The following is an 18,660-nucleotide window of genomic DNA, read 5'->3' as shown; positions in this document are numbered from 1 at the left end:
TACAAACACCTTGTTATATTTAAACTTTAAATTTAAGCAAAAAACCACAACTTAATTTTTATTCTAAAAAAGTGAATTAAAATTCATATTTTTATTTCCATCAACAAAACTCCCTGATATTATTAGCGCTCATTTATTAACGTACTAAATCTAACTGGGATCAATTTTTATGTTTAAACCAAGCCTGTTAACCTTGGCTGTATCAAGCGCACTGAGCGGTGTATTATTTAGCGGTAATGCAACAGCACAAGAGCAAATTATTGAAAAAAATAAATCGCTTGAAGTTATTGAGGTTACAGCAACACGCCGAAGTGGTTCTATTCAGGCTGCGCCTCTTAACATTACTGCGCTTGATGCCGATGTAATGAAAGACCAAAATATCAGCGAATTAGCCGATGTAGCGCGTTGGGTGCCAGGTTTAACAATTACTGATCAAGGTGGTCGCTCTGGCTCACCTATTATAGTTCGTGGATTAAATACAAATTCATCAGGCCCTTCATCAGATGGCGGCACGGTAGCCACTTACATTAACGAAATTCCAGTATCGGTAGATATGCGCCTTGTTGATGTAGAACGAGTAGAAGTACTTATTGGGCCACAAGGCACACTATACGGGGCTGGTACATTAGGTGGCGCTATTCGCTACATGCTTAAAGAGCCAGAGCTTGATTTTATATCAGGTGAAGTATTTGGTGATGTTTTTCAAACTCAAGAAAGTGATTCAATCGGTGGCGAAGCCGGTTTTATCTTCAATTTACCATTAATTGAGGACAAACTTGCTGTTCGCACCAGTTTAAATATTTATGAAGACCCAGGGTTTATAGACTACGCCTACACCGTTCGTGAACCAGGTGTGTCGATTACCGACCCTGATTGGACAAACCTTGATGCGGTTAATAGCAATCTTAAAAATGTAAAAGACGCCAACGGTGAAACCACCACAACTGGGCGTATTTCATTACGTTACAAGGCAAACGAGTCATTCGAAGGCACATTAAACTACTTCTATCAAAAGCAAGACACCGAAGGCCGCTCAATTGTTCATCACAATAGCCTTAACGAAAATAATGGTTTAAATGATCGCATCGGCAAATACGAGTCAGCGTACCGTTTTGAAGAGCCAAGGGAAAAAGAAGATCAATTACTGAGCCTTGAACTTAAAGCCGACTTAGGTTTTGCTGAGCTGGTATCAGCTACCGGTATTTCACAATTTGAAGCTGATGGTCAACGCGACCAAACTGATCTTTTAATTCGTTTAGACTATGGCTACGAAGAGTTTCCTTCGTTTTCAGCGTTTACTCGTGAAATTGACGAAGTCGATACCTTCACTCAAGAGCTACGTTTGGTCTCACAAAGCGATAGCGACCTAAGCTGGATTGTTGGTGGTTTTTACAACAAAACCGATACCGACGCATCAAGCAGAGAGTTTACGCCAGGCTTTGATCAGTTCGCGGTTGACAACTTTGGTGGCGCACAACTTAGACCTGACTCTTTAGAGTATTTAGAAATTACTGGCAGCAAAGTCACTGAGTCTGCACTTTTTGGTGAAGTGGGTTACCAAGTAACCGATAAACTCGATATTACTATTGGCGCGCGTTTTTACGAATACGACGTAGAATCAAAAGCGGCTTTTGACTTCCCATTAGCAAATACCTTGTATGAAGGTGCTGCACCTGATGCAATCTCAATTAATTTTGAAGAAAACAAAGCGGGTGACAACGGTAATCTGTTCAAATTTAATGCTAAGTACCAATTTACAGATTCAGTAATGGCGTATGCAACTATAAGTGAAGGATTTAGAATTGGTGGCTCAAATGGCTTAGTGCCTTGCCCAACACCTCTACCTGAGGACCAACAAACAGGCTGTGGTACACCAGATGAAATGCTATACGATGCAGATACAACCACCAACTATGAGCTAGGCTTTAAAAGTACCTGGATGAGAAGCCAGCTACACTTTAATGCCGCACTATTCAATGTAGATTGGGATAACGCACAAATTGCCGGTGCAACAACAGTAGGCCAATTACCTTACTTATCAAATGCTGGTAGCGCAAATGCGAAAGGGATTGAAATTGCCACGCGTGCAATTTTATCAGACTCGTTTACTGCCTATGCAACTTATGCCTATACAAAAGCAGAGCTAACCTCAGACGCTCCGTATTTATTTAATGCCGATGGCACTGATGGCGCAAAAGATGGCGACCGTTTACCGGGCTCACCTGAGCACCAGTTCTCTATGGGGATTAACTACCAAACAGAAGTGTTTAACGACAAAACCCTTGATATTAACTATGGTTTAACCGCACAAAGTGATGTAATTTCAAAAGTAGGCCTACGTGACAACGGTGAAGCACTCCCAGGTTATAGCTTAAGTAATATTTCAGCTAAATTAACCGCCGATGCGTGGTCGACTACTTTATATGTAGATAACCTATTTAATAAATATGCGGTTACTTCTGTTCGTCGTTCAGATGCGGATATTACAACAGCCAATGGCGCAGACATACAACGTAACTATGGTTACTTTATTAATCGCCCGCTTACTGTTGGCATTAAATTTAACTATAAGTTTGAAATGTAATTAAACGGTAAGTTTAAGTACAATCAAGAGGCTCAAATTAATTTTGAGCCTTTTTATTTGTAAGCACATTATTTATAAGAGTATTCATGCAGCCAAACTTAAAGCAATTACACCAAAGTGCTATAAACAACTTAAACCAAGGCAATATTCAGCCAGCGCATAAAGCACTGGTTGAGCTGGTAACACAAAAACCAGACTTTGCTGATGGCTACTTTTTGCTAGCTATGGTTAATTTACAGGTTGGCCAAATTTACAAAGCGATAAAGCTAATTGAAAAAGCATTAAGCTTTACCCAGTCTATTGAATATACAGCGCAACTTGCCAAGTGTTACGCCCTTACTGGCGACTTACAAAAAGCAAAAAACACTGCCCTTAGCGTTAAGCTGAAACATATTAGTAAAGCACTGGATGCCGATACATTAGGCGTGGCGCTCACCCAAGCAGGTTTACATCAGCAAGCGGCTGACTACTTTACATGCGCGTTAAATTTAGCTGAGGCGAGTAACAGCAGCCAACCGCAGTTTTATTATAACTATGGAGTATGCGCTAAGTTTTTAGGCCAGTTTGATAAAGCACAGCAAGCGTTTGAAAATGCCATTGCACTGAACCCGCTTCATCATCAAAGTCATTTTGCCTTAGCCGATTTAACTAAAGTCACCGAACATAATAATCACATCACTCGATTAAAAAACGTATTTGAACAGGTCAATCATCCCGACGCTAAACTGCATATAGGTCATGCGCTCGCTAAAGAATATCAAGACTTAGGAGAGTTTTCAGCAGCCTTTGCCGCGTTACAACAAGGTAAAGCAGCAAAACTCGCTAATAAGGCGTTTGATAACCAAGCGTCTGAGGCTTTATTTGCACATATAAAACAGCTCAGTGATAAGTACAAAAACCAACAAACAGCTGGCAACCAAAGCAGTGAGCCAATTTTTGTATTAGGCATGCCGCGCTCTGGCACCACATTAGTTGAACGCATTTTATCAAGCCACAGCGACGTACAATCGGCGGGCGAACTGCAAGACTTTGGCCTAAGTGTAAAAAAACTTAGCCAAACGCACACGCCTCAAGTACTTGATACAGACACCTTAAGCCAAGCTTACCAGCTTGATTTTGCAAAACTTGGCAGCACTTACCTGGAAGCAACCCGTGTTGTAACCGGCAGCCATAAACACTTTATTGATAAACTACCGTTTAACTTTTTTTATATTGATTTAATTACCAAAGCCCTGCCAAACGCGAAAATAATTTGCCTACTTCGCGACCCCATGGACACCTGTATTGGTAACTATCGCCAGCTATTTACTATTAATAACCCCTACTACGCGTACTCGTTAGACTTACTCGACACCGCTAAATTTTACAGCCGTTTTTATAAACTGATGCAGCACTTTAGCGCCCTGCACAGCAATATTAAACTAGTAAAATACGAAGAACTCATCGCCGCACCAGAGCAAAAAATAAAAGAGTTAGTGAGCTATTGCGATTTAGACTGGCAACCACAGTGCCTTGATTTTCATTTAAACACCGCACCGGTATCAACCGCTAGCAAAATGCAAGTGCGCCAACCGCTTAACAACAAGGCCATAGGCCGCTGGAAAAAGTTTAAACCCTATACCGACGCAGCGCAGACTCATTTAGTTAATGAAGGAGTTATTGGTTTAATTAAATAACAACAACTGTTATGTGGTCGGATAGTTCAGTTTGATAAACTTTAAAGTTACCGGATGGATTCACGAACTCTGATCAAGCGGGTTGATATAATAATTAACACACCACAAACTATACCCAAACCAATGGACTTACTTAATCCCAGTGATCCTAAAACAGGTTTTATCATAAAATAATTAAAAATAACCATAGGTAAAAGCGCAACGAAAAACACTTTTACATTAAAGGTTACTGCAAATGGTTTTTTGCATTGTGGGCACTCTCTTATCTTGCTCCAACTTTGTAGCGCTTTAGAAAAAAATCCAATTTTTTCTTCACAATGAGGACATTTATAAAATTGTTCATTCGCCTCAAAACCATCCTCTACTTCATGACTCGTTGTTGGATTTTCAAGGCGATTATTTAACTCTTTCTTTAGTTCATTTGTTCTTTCAGGATACGCTTCTTGATCGATAGCACGTAATGACTCTTCTAGCTCTGAAATTGAATATTCTGAGTAATTTGGTTCCATACCTGTGTTCTCCTTGTTTAATAAAGCCCACTGAGAAATAGTTTCGTTAAAGTATCCTCAAGAGGCGCTAGTCGACTGTTTTTTATATAAATAAAATAAATGAAAGGTCGCTATAAAGGGTGCAATAATAATATATATAAAAATAAATTCTTGCGGTTTCATCGTACTAAATTCAGTCGTAGTTAAAACGACAGGACAAAAACTACAACCTAATAACAATCCAACTATCACAATAATAGGATGCTTTAATACCGTTAATTTTTTCATCGTTTTTATTAATGAATGTAGTGACCATAAACCATATGCACCACCCAGCAAAAAATAGCCCAATAAAGGATTTAATGTAACTGAAAATACAACCCAACCAAATATACTATAAATCAAATAAAGCAATAACGTAGGTATAAAAACAAAAGCAGTATAAAGAGATATTATTTTTTGTAATTGAGAATTACTCATACGTTTTATAAACATCCAAAACTATGTTTAATTGCTGGCTAAAGCATCGTACGATTGCAATATGTCGCTTTTTCAAAATCACTAATATTCATTGCAATGTTAGGAATTTCAGGAAATAAAGTAACAAGCTTACTAACAATTACTCGTGAGAGGTTCGCTTTTTGCTCTGTTGTTCTTCCTTGCATTATATGGGCAAACACATGGATAAAGTCTTCACGCTTATTCCCCACAGAGAAAGTATTAAATGGATTTACTCTAACTTTTATATCACCTTCATCGAATAAACCTGTAGCGTGAGCTACAAAATGAATTTGTTCAATAATGTATTCCTCGCTATGTGACCCAAAGACACTTTCAGAACAGTCCATTATAAAATGAGGCATATACTCTCCTTGATATTAATCGCTAATATGAATAGTTTGACCGCATCTTACTTGTAAATAAGGTTCATATTGGTATTTATCTTAAATACATTTTTTCAATACAGCTTATATAAACATTTCGTGAGGATTTAAAAAAAACATTCTTTTCCAACCCTGAGTCTGTGTTGTAGCTAACCAAGGAATTGGAATTATTGATAAGATTGAATAATGAATATGCGGTTGTTTTCCCTGGGCATTACCTGAATCTCCCAAAACACCAATAACTGAGCCAGCCTTAACAACAGTACCCGTTGTAACAGAGTAACTGTCCATATGCGCGTAATAGTGAATACGCCATTTAGGCCCTAATACTGCCACTACATTCCCGCCTTTACGTACTGTGCCCGTATAAATGACTAAGCCTTTGCTAGAAGAAAGTGTGGTAGTCCCTTTTTTACCAAATATATCAATCCCTTTATGGACCACAGAGCTTCCCCATGGCTCATACCAAAAAGTATTATGGTTCCAATCATTGGGTGTTGCACCCTCAACAGGAATAACAATGTCATCTGGTATGATCATACCTATAAGGAAAACTGCGGTAAGTAGAACGAGTATAAATCTTAATTTTTTCAATGAGCTATCCTTGGCACATATTAACTGAAACACTCCCTGTTAGTGTGTCTGCGTGGGAACTATTCATACAATGGGCTTTAGTTTATGAAGGGAAGATTTTGATGCCCTAATCAGGCCCAAGTTAATGAAATCCGCTGCCCTAGGCCATCCCTGCATTACTCAGCATATTAATTAAGCTGATATTAAACCGAATTAAGCGCGTTAAATCAACACACTAATTTAGACTATAAGTTAAGTTGAATATGAGCGTCTCAATTAACATAAGCGTTTTGTATTATCGATTGTCTGCAAAGTGCCATGAGCGGACTGTCGTAACCTTAGACTCTTGTTAGGGTTAAATTTCCCGTTTTGGGCAGTTTTGTAGATATTCCGGATCACTAGGATTCCTGCTAGTTGAAAAATCCATACGGATAGAAGTTAAAACAGGCGAATTGTCTATGTTTTTCTCTGTAGCTTGCCACTTCCATTTAACCATAGCCGCTACTGCGTTTTTATCGAATACGCCTTTAGGGTACGATGAACGAACCTTATACTCTTGAGCTTTTCCATTTTGATCAATACCAACTATTAGATCAACGCAACCAGATATATTATTTTTAGCAGCTGAAATTGGATATCTAGGCTCGATTCTTTTTGCAACAGTCCAATACTCATCAACTAATTTAATTTGATTTTTACCTGATATATCGAGGTAATTTATTTTTGGTTCCTCAACTTTAGTTGTTGTAGCACAAGAAACCACAAAAAGTGTAAGTGGTAATAATAGGTATGATTTATTCAAAGCTTTCTCCTTTTAGCTCTAACGCCCAAATAACAGGCAAAAAATAGTTGGTTAAAATAAGTGAGATACGAACAAAAAGTCAACTGTAATTTGTCCGACTTGAAAATCCTTGTTAGCTGCTTTATAACTTGCCTAAAGGTGATTTTTTTCCTTTGTTATCTACCACCCAAAATGAAGAGTTTTCCATTAACAAAGCTTCACTTATACCCTCTGAGTGAGGTACATCAACACGTATAACTTTACCACCATAATCGTGGCCAATATTACGTACTAAAGTATGTCCAATCGCTAATCTATTGACTTTAAATTCTGAAAGTACTTTATTTACATGATCAACACCAACTTTATCGCCGAGTTCATATTTACTCATGTCTTTTGCTAGGTTTCGATAGAACAAAAGGCCATCAGAGCCATGAATAATACTGTTATCAATATTTCGCCTAACTGTATCGCCAATGACAAAGTTACGCTCCGCCTCTGCATCTATATCTTCCAACGACAAGTTGTAGGTCAAAGCTCTTGGCGAAACACCGCCGTGTACAAATAATGTACTACCTACCTTTAACATAACAGGCTTACTCCGCAGCCATTTCCCTAGCTCGGAATCTTCAGACCACAATTCCCGAGGAGACATTCCTGTAGTTCGAAATGTTCCATAATATTTTTTAGCTGCTGATTTAACTCTACCATCTAATACATAACGCTCATGATTCCCCAAAATGTAATGAACATAGCCTCCGGCTGACTTAGCTTCTGCTTCCAGCTTGTAAATTAACCATAATAAAGGAACTACGTTTTTTCCTCGGTCGACCATATCACCAATAAGCACTAAATGGCTAGAACCAAAGCTCCACTCTAACGAATCATCTATAACACCGTTTGATTTTAGAAGGTTTATCATTGCATCAAAATTACCTTCCATATCCGAAATTGCTAGATATCTAGCAGGGCTCGGAATGTCTAATTCTGAGCGAGGATAGCTATTTCTGAGATTAACAGTGAAGTTAGTATTGAACTGATTATCTACAGTCACCGAAACGGTATTTTTAATATCAACACGAGAGAGTTTGGCGGGTGAGTTGTTATCTCCAGTAATGTAGTTGGCAAATCGATTGCCATTATTTCGAAATACGTATGGGCCATCATGCAAAACGGGGATGTTTTGGTATTCAAACATAAGCCATTCATTAGTTTTTGCAGAATAGCCTAAATATCTTCCATCTGAAATTCTAATTCCCGAGCCTGTGTACCAACTCAAAAAGCATAAAGATAATATAGTTAGCAACAATAAGTTAAAGAGGTAAATAGATAATTTTTTCAAGAGAGAAACTTCCTTTTATTATTTTATCACGTAGAAAAAATTAGCATATTCGATGCAGCTAACGCCGCATTAAGGTGTGACGCACGCTTGGCTACACTTGAGCGAAGCGAAACTGCCAAGCGTAAGGAATCACTCTTAAATGCTTTGTTATATTCAACTTTCGAAGAACTCTCGGATCTCTTTAACCAATGCTTCTGGTTTTTCTTCGATAACCAAATGTCCAGATTCAGGCACTGTAACTAACTTAGAGCCTTTAATTTTACTATGAAGTACGTGAGCTTGCTCAACAGGGATCCATTGATCTTCTTCACCCCAAAGAATTAATGTGGGTACATCAAAGCTAGAGAATTTATCTTGAAATTCATCCGTATACTTTGAATCAGCTTGAGCTATTTGCCTATAAAAAGCTTTCTTACCTTCATCTCCAGACCAAGGGCGGAGAATACCGTCAATTGTTTCCTGAGATAATGGCTGATATGACGCTGTTTTTATGTATGCTTCAACGATTGCTGAATGGATGAAATCAGGCACTCCTGCAAAGGCTTCTTCATGCTTTTCAATATGTTTAAAAAATGGTGAGCCCCAAGGAGATAACGCAACTGGATCAATTACAACTATCTTTTTGTACTTTCGTTGATTCAGCAAGTAATTTCTCAGTACTGTCGTACCGCCGAAGTCATGCCCCACAATATAAGGTAACTCAAGCTGCCAATGACCTATTAATGAGTCTAATAGCTGATTTTGTATTTTTAAAGATACATCCGCATCACTTTTATCTGATTCACCATAACCAAGTAAATCAAAGTAGTAGACTGTATAGTGGCTCGAAAGTGCTTGAATCAAGTGCCTAAGGTTGAATGATGACCAAGGCGTACCATGAACTAAAACAAGAGGCTCTCCTTTTCCTTCAATCCCATATTTCACCTTTCGACCCTCATACTCAAAAGTATAAGGTAAACTCCAAATGTCCATTGTATCTCCTTGAATATAACGCTTCAAGCTGCGGCTGCGAAGCAGTCCGGCAGGCTTGACTTGTTATGTGCGATGTAAGTAATTATTAAGCTCCGCGACTAACTCAAGTGCTTCACTTTTTGTCAGATAAGGTACCTTTATAGTTCTAGCCCAAAAGAAACTTTTACCTGTTTTTGAGCTAACTTCTGAAAAAGGCATAGCCAACAGTTTGCTATCTTTCCGGTTCGGGATAGGAGTCAAAAACTCTACATCTCGATACAAAGTTTCACTGTCTGGAGCTTTAACCTCACCTTTTACTTTTGCGGCTGCTATTAAGCCGCACCATTTGTGCGAAAAGAAAACAATATCTCCTACATGAACGTGGCGAACAAACCTCTTAGCGTCACCATATGCCTCAAGACGACTATTATCCATCATCGACCAAATAGAATTCTCATCCCAGCTACGATTTGTGTCAAATAATACACCTTTAACATCACTTGGATTTTTGTGCTTATCATATGGAAGCGCGAAGAATTCAAAGTACTTTTCACCAGCGAGTTCGTAAACTCTATATGGTAGGAAATCAATGGATACACCATTTTTCTTCCAGTAATCGACGGAAGAGATTAATGATTCATCGGCTGCACTACCGATAACTAATAGGTGTTGTTTATTATTTATTTCTTTTGGATCTAATTCATGCTCAAGACTAAAAGCCTCTCTGTGAGCTTCAACTAGCGACATTTCGCCTTTGCTATATGCTTTGAACTTTTTTTCTAATTTCTGATAGCTCCATTGACCAGCATCTTGCGCATATCTTAGTGCTTGATGGACGGCATCTTTCCCAGCTGATGCACGTTTTAATTCAAATATAACTAATTCACCATTTTCATTAAGTGCATATATATCAGCTTCTGCTTGCCATTGTCTTTCCTGAAACACAGGCATTAATCTAGCATCTTCAAACAACACATCTAAAATACTGTCTGCAATTAAGTTTTCTAAATCTTTCTCAAGTTTTCCAAAACTAGAAAAGTCTTTGAACTCTACAGGTTCTAACTTTTCAAAAACTTCGGCTTGTTCTTCTATTTTGTAGAGCATCTCTGCATTCCTTTGAGTACATAACGCCCTAATAATGGGCAAAAAATTGTTGGCTAAAATGTTGAGGAACGAAAACAGCCAACTGTTTTTTGTCCTTATTTATTAGCTTGTTATATGCCCAGTTGCTTCTGTAAGAAATAACTAGTGTGCCCTTTAGGCATATCAGGTAATTCGCCAAAAATTGAATAACCTGCTTTGATATAAAAATCTAGCGCTTGGAATGTAGTCGTTTCCAACCTAATGCTAGGGATATTTTGAGATAAAGCATATTCCTCCATACGAGATAATAATTTTGTTCCCCATCCACCTTCACGAATACTTTCATCAATCCAAAGTCCCTGAATATGCATCCAGTTCCAGTTGATTTCACCTAGAATGCCGCCAAGAATCACACCTGATTCATCTTTTATGAATGAAGATATTTTTTCTCTAAACACAGTACCAGTATGCGATTCGTTAAATTCCGTCAAACCAGTTTTCAGGGCTTCAAATTCATTATCTTGTGGTGGGAGAGGATTAGTTAATTCCATAATTATGCTACGAACTCCGTTTGGGCATATAACGCCACATTAAGCGGCTAAATATAGTTGGTTATAATGTTGAACGGAGTGAAAACAACCAACTGTATTTTGTCCGTTTGAATGCCTTGTTAACAGGCTATTCTCTGTTTTTAATACTTTTGTTCCATGAGTTTATCATCCCACCTACTCTTAGAGTTGACCAATATGGTAGCGCAGCTATGAAATAAAGAGACTTTTGATAATTATTAGTAAACTCGTAAATAGATCCTAAAAGCATTGCACCAATCCCAAGTAATGCGCCTGCTAATAATGATCCAAACCATGGGTTTGTAACAGCGAGACATGGATATTTTGAAGTCGCAATTGCTAGTTCTATATTTTGGATACTATTAAGGTTTTTATAAGCATTATTTATTGCGAACCAAGAAAGAAAACCAGAAGCTAAATAGAGAACAAGTAAAGTAACTTGCAATGAAACTAATGAGGTAAATTCAATTGAAAGAAATGGTACTTTTGGTAATTTATCTCCTTTGCCTATATAAGCTAAAGAATATGAAATTCCGGCTATAAGTAAACCAAAGAATACAGCTCTCTGTGTTAACTTTAACGATTCACGATAATTTTCAATTTGGACATCCAATATTTTATCCAACACCTAACTCCATGAAGCCTGTTAACAATTTAATAGTGCGCTCATCGCGCATATTTCTGCCGATATAACGCTCATTTACCTACTTTATGTAGTTTTAACAAATTCCCTAAGATATTACTATCACATAGTTTTTTATTATCTTAAAGCAAAGTTAAATGAACCAATATGCGCGCAGCGCTCATTTTTATGAATATATGCGCAAAGAGCAATTTAACTAATCTATTAACGACGATATTTAGCCAATCTCAATGGCTGGTTTTCGCTCTTTACCAAATTTTACTTAAGCGCAGAAGACGTTGTAATCTTGCTAGTTATTTGTGATAACAAACTCGTGGTAGCCTTCTGTTTCAGGGGGGTCAACTTTATCAACACGCACAACGTTTAATTTAGCAAACAAACTATTCCAAAATTTCAACGCTGAACTATCGTTTAAATGAACTGCTACATGCCACTGATTTGTTTCAACAGGCATCAAGTTTTGAATAACAAATTTGGCAATGCCCTGTTTTCGATATTTGGGTAGAATAAAAATATCAGCCAACTCAGGTATTTCTTTGCCAACGATCTCAGTTGGTTCTACGGTAGCAAAACCAGCAATTTGGTTAGAAACGAGTACAAGATAAATAATGCAGTCTTCCTCACCACGCACTACACATTCTAAATATTCTTCATCAATATCATAGCAACCATCTGAACCAACATCTTCTAAATCAAATATACTCTGATGATATTGGTAAAACTGCCACAGCATTTTTATTGCAGCGATATCGGTTGATTCAGCTTTTCGTATTGTAGTGTCCATTTTATACCTATTTCCTTATGTGTGGTCCGACATTAGCTTTCACTAAAGAGGTGAAGATTCGCTAATAGTTATCTTTAAAAAACATCATGTTATTAAACGATAACTACTCAAAAATAACAACAAAAAAACTTTTAAGAATAGATTGAAAAAACCGCCAACAAGCTGATAGTCAAGCGAGCAAAACTTCACGTCACACAGAAAAACTCTGACTAACAGCTTCTCGCTCTTTGTCTAACTTCGCAAAAGTGTCAACTTTAGTTATTCAGGACTCTCTCGTTTATGCTTAAAAAGTTGTCGAAAATACGACAAGGTGGGCTTTGTACGATACCATAATAACCTGGTCAAAAAGATTGGCAGGTAAACACAAGGGAATGGGCGAAGTGCATATTTTTTTCAGGCGCTTAAATGTAGAAATACCATTGTTAATTTAATAAGATAGGCCACAAATTTAGAACCTTAGTTTCTGTTAGCTTAAATTATTGAGTCGACCGTAACTCTTACCTCTGCGATCGAAGATGATATTTAAATTTACCAAAAACTGGCTCTCTCCAAATTTTGTTATGGTTGTTTTGTTCTCAATAATATCCATGATCTCTACCTATTACTTACATGACTCTGAGTCTGTAAAGATAAAGGCTGCTTTGTTTGTTTCTCCTTTTTTCTATTTAACAGGGCTCTATTACTTTTTGCATTTATTAACAACTCCCAATGAAATTACTTTAGGCAACAACAGTATCGAAATTGATGGGAAAGTTTATTCGTTAGGCTTAAATACTAAGTGTAGTGTTTTATTTAATAAAGCATCACAGGCTGAATTCGAAATAACCATAAATAATAAAAAGATTGTCACAACGTCTTTTTTTTATAAATGTGATTTTAATGAGGAAGAATTTATCAGCTATTACATTGATAATGAATATGTGTTTGCAGACTCAATGGCATTTAATTAATGGATAGTATCAAGCTGCTTTTAGTTAAATGCACACCTGTCGGTTCCCGTTGATAGTAATGACAGAACTAACTTAGATTTTGCAGTGACCAGCTAAACCCATCCTTATGGCTCATACCTACATGCTAAGTTTTGATCTAATAGTCAAAACTCAGCACGTAAATTAAGGATTATTGCTCATCAGCATCGCGAATGCGTTCTTTACGTTCTTGCTCTTCATCAAAGGCGGCTTGAATCTCGTCAAGTACTGAGTCTACATCTGCAGCTTCGCTGTCGTCTTCAAATTCGCCACTGAGTTTTGAGTGCGGGGTTAAGTTAGCATCTGCAAACAATGCCCACATTTCTTTGGCGTATTGCGTGTGTAATAGCGCCGGTGCAAATTGGCCATAATAGCGGCGCATGTTATTTACATCACGGGCAAACATGGCTTCTGCGCTATTATTAGCAGAGGCGTTAACCGCTTGGGGTAAATCAATAATTACTGGGCCGTTGCTATCAACAAGTACGTTAAACTCCGATAAATCACCGTGAATAATCCCAGCGCACAGCATTAATTTGATGTAATGCATCATTAATGTATGTTGCTCAATGGCTTGTTGCTCGGTTAAATCAACCGCGCCAAGTTGTGGCGCAACATCGCCTTCATCATCGCTTACAAGTTCCATTAGCAATACACCGTCAATGCAGCCGTAAGTTTGCGGTACCCGAACACCTGCTGAAGATAAACGCGAGAGTGCGTCAACCTCAGCATTTTGCCAAATTTCTTCTTCTAATTGGCGGCCATAGCTTGAACGTTTACCCATAGCACGGGCTTGGCGCCCGCCTCGCACTTTTCGCCCTTCTTGGTACTGTGCAGCTTTTTTAAAACTGCGCTTACTGGCATCTTTGTATACTTTAGCGCAGCGAATGTCATCGCCACAGGCGACGACAAATACATCGGCCTCTTTACCACTCATTAAACGGCTGATCACTTCATCAATAAAACCATCATCAACTAATGGCTGTAAGCGTTTAGGTATTTTCAAACGACACCTACTAAAAATACAGGGTTGGCTTTTTGTTTTGCTATGTGGTTCAAACGAGGCATACCTTTGGGGATTGAAGAAAATTATAAATTATTAGTAAACTTTAAAGTTACATTTAATGACTAAATACGCAGCTAGAATAAGCGACTACACAGAAAAAGCCAACCGCCTTTTGTGCTTTTTAAACATTATTGAACAAGAGCCTAGATAAAACCAAAAAACGAGTACGGTTTAGCGTACTCGTTTACTTTGTATTATTAAAAAGTGTTTAGAACTGCCACACTAAAGACGCCCAATAACGGCGACCATCTTCAACATAACCATACTCTTGCTCTGTGATCTCTTTATCAAGCAAGTTGTAAATTCCAGCACCGAGTTTAACGCTGTCACTTAGTTGATAATTAGCACCTAAATTGGCAATGGTATAATCAGGAGCAATTAAACTGCTTTGTGAAGGCCCTGTCGTTGGCTGGCTTTCTTCTCCACGATATTGCACACGTAACCATCCGCCTAACTTATCTGTTGGACGCCAATTTAAAGACGTTTGTAAACTATGTTTTGGTAGCTGATTAAGTGGGCTCCCCTTATATTCACCGGTTTTTTGCTCTGAGTCGGTGTAGGTATAACTGGCACTCACATCAATTTCAGTTGAAATATCGTAATCTACTGATAGCTCAACACCTTGGGTTATGGCTTCATCCACATTAATGTAGGTAGTTGGCATGGAGCCAAACTGATTTGGGCCATCTGTGCACTGCGTTAATGGGCATGCTATACGAGTTATTTTGTCATCAAATTCATTATAAAAAACGGTTGTCGATATACTTAAATCGCGTCCAGAGTCATAGTAAACACCCATTTCATAGTTCACTGATTGCTCAGGCTTTAAGTCAGGGTTACCATAAATATTACCGCCACGACTCACTTGTCCCCACTGCGCAGTAGATTGGCGAATATTTGGCGCACGGAAACCCGTTGATATGCCGCCTTTGATGGTGATCGCTTTAGATGCGCTATAAACACCGTATAAACGTGGACTCCAATGACCGGCAAAATTGCCATCATGATCGTAACGCAGGCCTGCGGTGAGCTTAAAGTCATCCGTTGCTGCCCACTCGTTTTCACCAAAAACAGACCATTGCTCGTTTTCTACATGGGTTAAGTCGCTAATTTTATTGCTTGTATAATCATCCAATGACTCTTTTAGATAGGTCGCACCAAACGTAGAGTTATGCTCACTAAATAGCGGTAAACTCCATGTCGTTTGAATGTCGGTATTTTCGACAAACATTTCACGTGAGTTATTATCAAACTTATCGTATTTAATGTAACTACGCGACGAGCCAAAGTCATAAAAACCATTGTGTGACATAGAGTATGTTTGCTGCTCATACTCAGTAGTTGCTGATTCAGGGCAGCCACGTCGACCACAACTTTCTCCTGGAGCAAGCTCGGCAACTGTTTTGCCGAGGGTTTCATCTAATGTTTGTTTTGCCGAGCCAAGTTCAAACATTAATTCGTGACTATCATTAGGTGTTAATGTGAACTTAGCTTTTACATTACTTTGTTCTTTGCCTCGAAATCCTGCAGTAAAATCATCTTCATTTCGCTTTGAAAATTGACCGTATAATTGCACGCCCAATAGATCTGGAATAATGCCACCAGAAGTGAAAAAGCTGGCTTGGTTTATATCACCTGACTGGCTTTGCTCTTGAATGGTGCTGTCTAAACGCAGTTCTCCATACCACTGCTCTGGCGCTTTACGGGTAATAATATTGATCACACCACCAATAGCATCAGAGCCATACAACGACGACATAGGGCCACGTATTACTTCAATACGTTCAATCGCTGAAATTGGCGGCGTCCAAGCACCTTCTACGCCCGGGCCATCACTATTTGGTCGTGTTTCTCTTGAACTTTGGCGTTGCCCATCAATTAAAATAAGCGTGTATTGGCTTGCCATACCACGCAAGCTAATATCTTTTCTGTCACCTCCGCCAGTCACTATTACACCCGGAATATCAGCCATTGCGTCGGTTAAGTCACGATAAAAGCGTTTTTCTAGCTGCGCTCTGTCGATAACACTAATACTTGCAGGTGCCTCTTTGAGCATTTGTTCGTAACCAGAAGCAGTGACAACCATTACTTCCATATCTTGTTTTTTTTCATCAGCAAAAGCAGGGTTAGCAATTGCAAAAGTACTTAAAATAAATGCAGTTACCGGCCTTAACTTACAACTTACCGTGTTCATGATATTTCTCCGTGACATTTAGCATGTAAATGATAATAATTAGCGTTTGCGATAATAGTGAGAAGTTCCCTTCTTCTCAACGCTATTTTTATTAAAGCTAATTTAAGTAAGGCTTAACGGTATGAGTGATAAGTTAACTAAAACCCTGAATATATTTGTTCGCACTGTGCAAACGGGAAGTATGAGTAAAGCTGCCGCTGACCTTTTAATGACAACCTCTGCAATTAGTCAGCAAATAAAACAAATAGAGCAAGATGTAGGTTTGAGTTTATTTAATCGCAGCCCTCGGGAATTAACGCTTACCGAGGCGGGTGAGCTGTATTATCAAAGTTGTTTACAAATGCTTGCCGTTGCAACAGCTACATCAGAACAATTACAGCATTTACAAAATTGTCCGAGTGGGCAACTAAAACTAGCAGCCCCTGTCGGTTTTGGTGGTGGGTTATTAAGCGAGCCTGTAAAGCATTTAATTAACCAATTTAGTGATATAGATGTGCACTTAACGCTTTCTGACGAGCCGATTGATATGATCAGAACAGGTATAGATTTGGTGTTGGCGATTGGCCCTCTCGAAGACTCAAACTTAATTGCACGCCAGCTCGCTAGTTGGCCATTAATACTGTGTGTTCATAAAAATCATGCACTAGTACAGCAACCAAAAATCACACTGGATGACCTAAAAGCCCATAACCGCATTGCACATATAACTGTTGATCCGACGCTTACGCACCTTACCCGCGGTGAAAGCACAACACTACCAAAAGCGCGTATTGCCATTAATAATATGCAAACTGTGATTCAATTTGTTCTCGATGAGTTAGGCTATGCTATTTTGCCAGAGCCTGAAGTACGTAATTTTTTAGCTACAGGAGAACTTTTAGAAATATGCACTGATTGGCAGCTTCCCCATTACGATGTATTTGCTCTAACGCCTGCACGCGACACGTTAGCAGCAAAAACAAAAGCTGCAATTAAAGCACTTAACGCATCATTTTCAGCTATTTAAATAACCTAAGTTCAGGTTAAGGCTTGTTTATAGTTAACTAATTGCAAGCCAAACTCCTACTAGCACCATTAAACTTCCCGCAATACGATTCATCCACTTAATGTTATTGCCTTTGGTTAAAAATAACCGCAGGCTTTTGCCACCTGTTGCGTAAATCATCATACAGATAAACTCTGAGAGCAAAATAATGGCCACCAGCACCGCTAATTGCGGCGCAACACTGTATTGTACGTTAATAAAAGGAGGTAATAAGGAAATCATAAACGCCCATCCTTTTGGATTGGCAATGGCGGTTACAAACCCCTGTGAAAATAATGAATATCGGCTCACGGCTGTTGTGTTATGCGTATCAACCGACATTTTTCCTTTCGCACGCCACATATTAATGCCAATGTAGATTAAATAAGCACCACCTAGCCATTTTAAAATATCAAATGCACTGGGGTAATTAAGCATAACACTGGCTACACCTAGCACCGCGGCTACCGCAACACTGGCGACACCTAATAGCTCACCAATCATCATCCATAAAGTTCGGCACACGCCTATACTCATGCCTAAAGTCATGGCCAGTGTCATGCACATACCCGGAGTAATAGACACAAAAAAGAACGTAGGAACAAATACCGCAAGTGCAGCTACATCAATCATTTAAAGCTCGCAATAGGTTAAAAAAGTAGTGTTAATTTTGAATGAAAGGGTAAAGGAAAAATAGCTATCGGTAAATTAGAAATAACAGCATCGAGAGTCGGGCTACGGGCAACGAGCTTAGCCCAAGTTAGCAGCGCAGTATTTCGCGCTGCCGCACCTCGAAACCCGAACCTCGAGCTCGAAACTCTTAGCACATTAATTTACGTTTACGTCTGCAACCGTTTCGGTGGTTTCAGTATCTGCTTCTTTATCTAAAAGCAAATACTTATCAAGCCACTGCTCTTGCTCCCACAGTACATGTAATAAGCTTTTACGGGCACGGTAGTCGTGGGCTTCATAAGGAAGCATCACTAAACGCGCTTCTTTACCCAAGCCTTTAAGTGCAGCATACATACGTTCACTTTGCATTGGGAAAGT

The 18,660-nt window shown here is 38.8% G+C and carries 19 protein-coding genes; 4 read left to right on the top strand and 15 right to left on the bottom strand.

The features are described from left to right. Positions 1–169 precede the first annotated feature (169 nt). Positions 170–2,584, top strand: a complete 2,415-nt coding sequence (locus tag CWB75_RS06340; protein WP_138570166.1) for a TonB-dependent receptor — start codon at positions 170–172, stop codon at positions 2,582–2,584. Positions 2,585–2,670: 86 nt separating this feature from the next. Beyond that, positions 2,671–4,260 carry a tetratricopeptide repeat-containing sulfotransferase family protein gene (locus tag CWB75_RS06335; protein ID WP_138570165.1) on the top strand — a complete coding sequence of 530 codons (1,590 nt, stop codon included), beginning with the start codon at positions 2,671–2,673 and terminating at the stop codon, positions 4,258–4,260. Between the two features lie 47 nt (positions 4,261–4,307). On the opposite strand, the gene CWB75_RS06330 is transcribed toward CWB75_RS06335, so the two are convergent. The 11 genes from CWB75_RS06330 to CWB75_RS06280 all read right to left on the bottom strand — a co-directional run bounded on the left by CWB75_RS06330 (position 4,308) and on the right by CWB75_RS06280 (position 12,358). After that, entirely contained in the window at positions 4,308–4,769 is a 462-nt protein-coding gene (locus CWB75_RS06330) for a hypothetical protein (RefSeq protein WP_138570164.1), read from the bottom strand. A gap of 57 nt (positions 4,770–4,826) precedes the next feature. Next, the gene (locus CWB75_RS06325; protein WP_055011462.1) at positions 4,827–5,228 is read right to left on the bottom strand and encodes a hypothetical protein; all 402 of its coding nucleotides are present in this window, start codon (positions 5,226–5,228) and stop codon (positions 4,827–4,829) included. A 38-nt stretch (positions 5,229–5,266) separates the two neighbouring features. Next, a complete protein-coding gene (locus CWB75_RS06320) occupies positions 5,267–5,611 on the bottom strand; it encodes a 5-carboxymethyl-2-hydroxymuconate Delta-isomerase (RefSeq protein WP_138570163.1) in 345 nt (114 codons plus the stop codon). Between the two features lie 105 nt (positions 5,612–5,716). Then, positions 5,717–6,226, bottom strand: coding sequence for a M23 family metallopeptidase (locus tag CWB75_RS06315; protein WP_055011463.1), 510 nt, complete (start codon positions 6,224–6,226; stop codon positions 5,717–5,719). 334 nt (positions 6,227–6,560) lie between these two features. After that, the gene (locus tag CWB75_RS06310) at positions 6,561–7,007 is read right to left on the bottom strand and encodes an energy transducer TonB (protein ID WP_024602733.1); all 447 of its coding nucleotides are present in this window, start codon (positions 7,005–7,007) and stop codon (positions 6,561–6,563) included. Between the two features lie 121 nt (positions 7,008–7,128). Further along, positions 7,129–8,328 carry a metallophosphoesterase gene (locus CWB75_RS06305; RefSeq protein ID WP_249362306.1) on the bottom strand — a complete coding sequence of 400 codons (1,200 nt, stop codon included), beginning with the start codon at positions 8,326–8,328 and terminating at the stop codon, positions 7,129–7,131. A gap of 153 nt (positions 8,329–8,481) precedes the next feature. After that, positions 8,482–9,300, bottom strand: a complete 819-nt coding sequence (locus CWB75_RS06300) for an alpha/beta fold hydrolase (RefSeq protein WP_046225087.1) — start codon at positions 9,298–9,300, stop codon at positions 8,482–8,484. Positions 9,301–9,363: 63 nt separating this feature from the next. Beyond that, on the bottom strand, positions 9,364–10,383 hold the full coding sequence (locus CWB75_RS06295) for a PDDEXK family nuclease (RefSeq protein WP_138570162.1): 1,020 nt from the start codon (positions 10,381–10,383) through the stop codon (positions 9,364–9,366). Positions 10,384–10,493: 110 nt separating this feature from the next. After that, entirely contained in the window at positions 10,494–10,913 is a 420-nt protein-coding gene (locus tag CWB75_RS06290; protein ID WP_138570161.1) for a GNAT family N-acetyltransferase, read from the bottom strand. Between the two features lie 127 nt (positions 10,914–11,040). After that, positions 11,041–11,559 (bottom strand): hypothetical protein, encoded by a 519-nt coding sequence (locus CWB75_RS06285; protein WP_138570160.1) that lies wholly within the window; start codon positions 11,557–11,559, stop codon positions 11,041–11,043. 304 nt (positions 11,560–11,863) lie between these two features. Continuing rightward, positions 11,864–12,358, bottom strand: a complete 495-nt coding sequence (locus CWB75_RS06280; RefSeq protein WP_055011468.1) for a GNAT family N-acetyltransferase — start codon at positions 12,356–12,358, stop codon at positions 11,864–11,866. A gap of 587 nt (positions 12,359–12,945) precedes the next feature. On the opposite strand from CWB75_RS06280, the gene CWB75_RS06275 reads away from it, so the two are divergent. Further along, entirely contained in the window at positions 12,946–13,308 is a 363-nt protein-coding gene (locus CWB75_RS06275; protein ID WP_013463058.1) for a hypothetical protein, read from the top strand. 169 nt (positions 13,309–13,477) lie between these two features. On the opposite strand, the gene CWB75_RS06270 is transcribed toward CWB75_RS06275, so the two are convergent. Continuing rightward, entirely contained in the window at positions 13,478–14,332 is an 855-nt protein-coding gene (locus tag CWB75_RS06270) for a PA4780 family RIO1-like protein kinase (protein WP_010389247.1), read from the bottom strand. A gap of 268 nt (positions 14,333–14,600) precedes the next feature. Next, entirely contained in the window at positions 14,601–16,586 is a 1,986-nt protein-coding gene (locus CWB75_RS06265; RefSeq protein WP_138570159.1) for a ligand-gated channel protein, read from the bottom strand. Positions 16,587–16,707: 121 nt separating this feature from the next. On the opposite strand from CWB75_RS06265, the gene CWB75_RS06260 reads away from it, so the two are divergent. Beyond that, a complete protein-coding gene (locus CWB75_RS06260; RefSeq protein WP_138570158.1) occupies positions 16,708–17,592 on the top strand; it encodes a LysR family transcriptional regulator in 885 nt (294 codons plus the stop codon). A gap of 33 nt (positions 17,593–17,625) precedes the next feature. Here CWB75_RS06260 and CWB75_RS06255 read toward each other — a convergent pair whose 3' ends face one another. Then, a complete protein-coding gene (locus CWB75_RS06255) occupies positions 17,626–18,243 on the bottom strand; it encodes a LysE family translocator (protein ID WP_138570157.1) in 618 nt (205 codons plus the stop codon). Positions 18,244–18,438: 195 nt separating this feature from the next. Further along, a partial coding sequence (locus tag CWB75_RS06250; protein ID WP_138570156.1) for an alpha/beta hydrolase family protein occupies positions 18,439–18,660 on the bottom strand: 222 nt, incomplete at its 5' end.

This window comes from Pseudoalteromonas sp. S1608, assembly GCF_005887265.1.
Taxonomy (GTDB): Bacteria; Pseudomonadota; Gammaproteobacteria; order Enterobacterales; family Alteromonadaceae; genus Pseudoalteromonas; species Pseudoalteromonas undina.
The sequence above is the reverse complement of the archived record's forward strand: the minus strand, read 5'-3'. Positions and strand labels throughout refer to the sequence as shown.

Coding starts and splice junctions, on each gene's coding strand:
- CWB75_RS06340 (WP_138570166.1), top strand. CDS start 170: ATGTTTAAACCAAGCCTGTTAACCTTGGCTGTATCAAGCGCACTGAGC.
- CWB75_RS06335 (WP_138570165.1), top strand. CDS start 2,671: ATGCAGCCAAACTTAAAGCAATTACACCAAAGTGCTATAAACAACTTA.
- CWB75_RS06330 (WP_138570164.1), bottom strand. CDS start 4,769: ATGGAACCAAATTACTCAGAATATTCAATTTCAGAGCTAGAAGAGTCA.
- CWB75_RS06325 (WP_055011462.1), bottom strand. CDS start 5,228: ATGAGTAATTCTCAATTACAAAAAATAATATCTCTTTATACTGCTTTT.
- CWB75_RS06320 (WP_138570163.1), bottom strand. CDS start 5,611: ATGCCTCATTTTATAATGGACTGTTCTGAAAGTGTCTTTGGGTCACAT.
- CWB75_RS06300 (WP_046225087.1), bottom strand. CDS start 9,300: ATGGACATTTGGAGTTTACCTTATACTTTTGAGTATGAGGGTCGAAAG.
- CWB75_RS06295 (WP_138570162.1), bottom strand. CDS start 10,383: ATGCTCTACAAAATAGAAGAACAAGCCGAAGTTTTTGAAAAGTTAGAA.
- CWB75_RS06290 (WP_138570161.1), bottom strand. CDS start 10,913: ATGGAATTAACTAATCCTCTCCCACCACAAGATAATGAATTTGAAGCC.
- CWB75_RS06280 (WP_055011468.1), bottom strand. CDS start 12,358: ATGGACACTACAATACGAAAAGCTGAATCAACCGATATCGCTGCAATA.
- CWB75_RS06275 (WP_013463058.1), top strand. CDS start 12,946: ATGATCTCTACCTATTACTTACATGACTCTGAGTCTGTAAAGATAAAG.
- CWB75_RS06265 (WP_138570159.1), bottom strand. CDS start 16,586: ATGAACACGGTAAGTTGTAAGTTAAGGCCGGTAACTGCATTTATTTTA.
- CWB75_RS06260 (WP_138570158.1), top strand. CDS start 16,708: ATGAGTGATAAGTTAACTAAAACCCTGAATATATTTGTTCGCACTGTG.
- CWB75_RS06255 (WP_138570157.1), bottom strand. CDS start 18,243: ATGATTGATGTAGCTGCACTTGCGGTATTTGTTCCTACGTTCTTTTTT.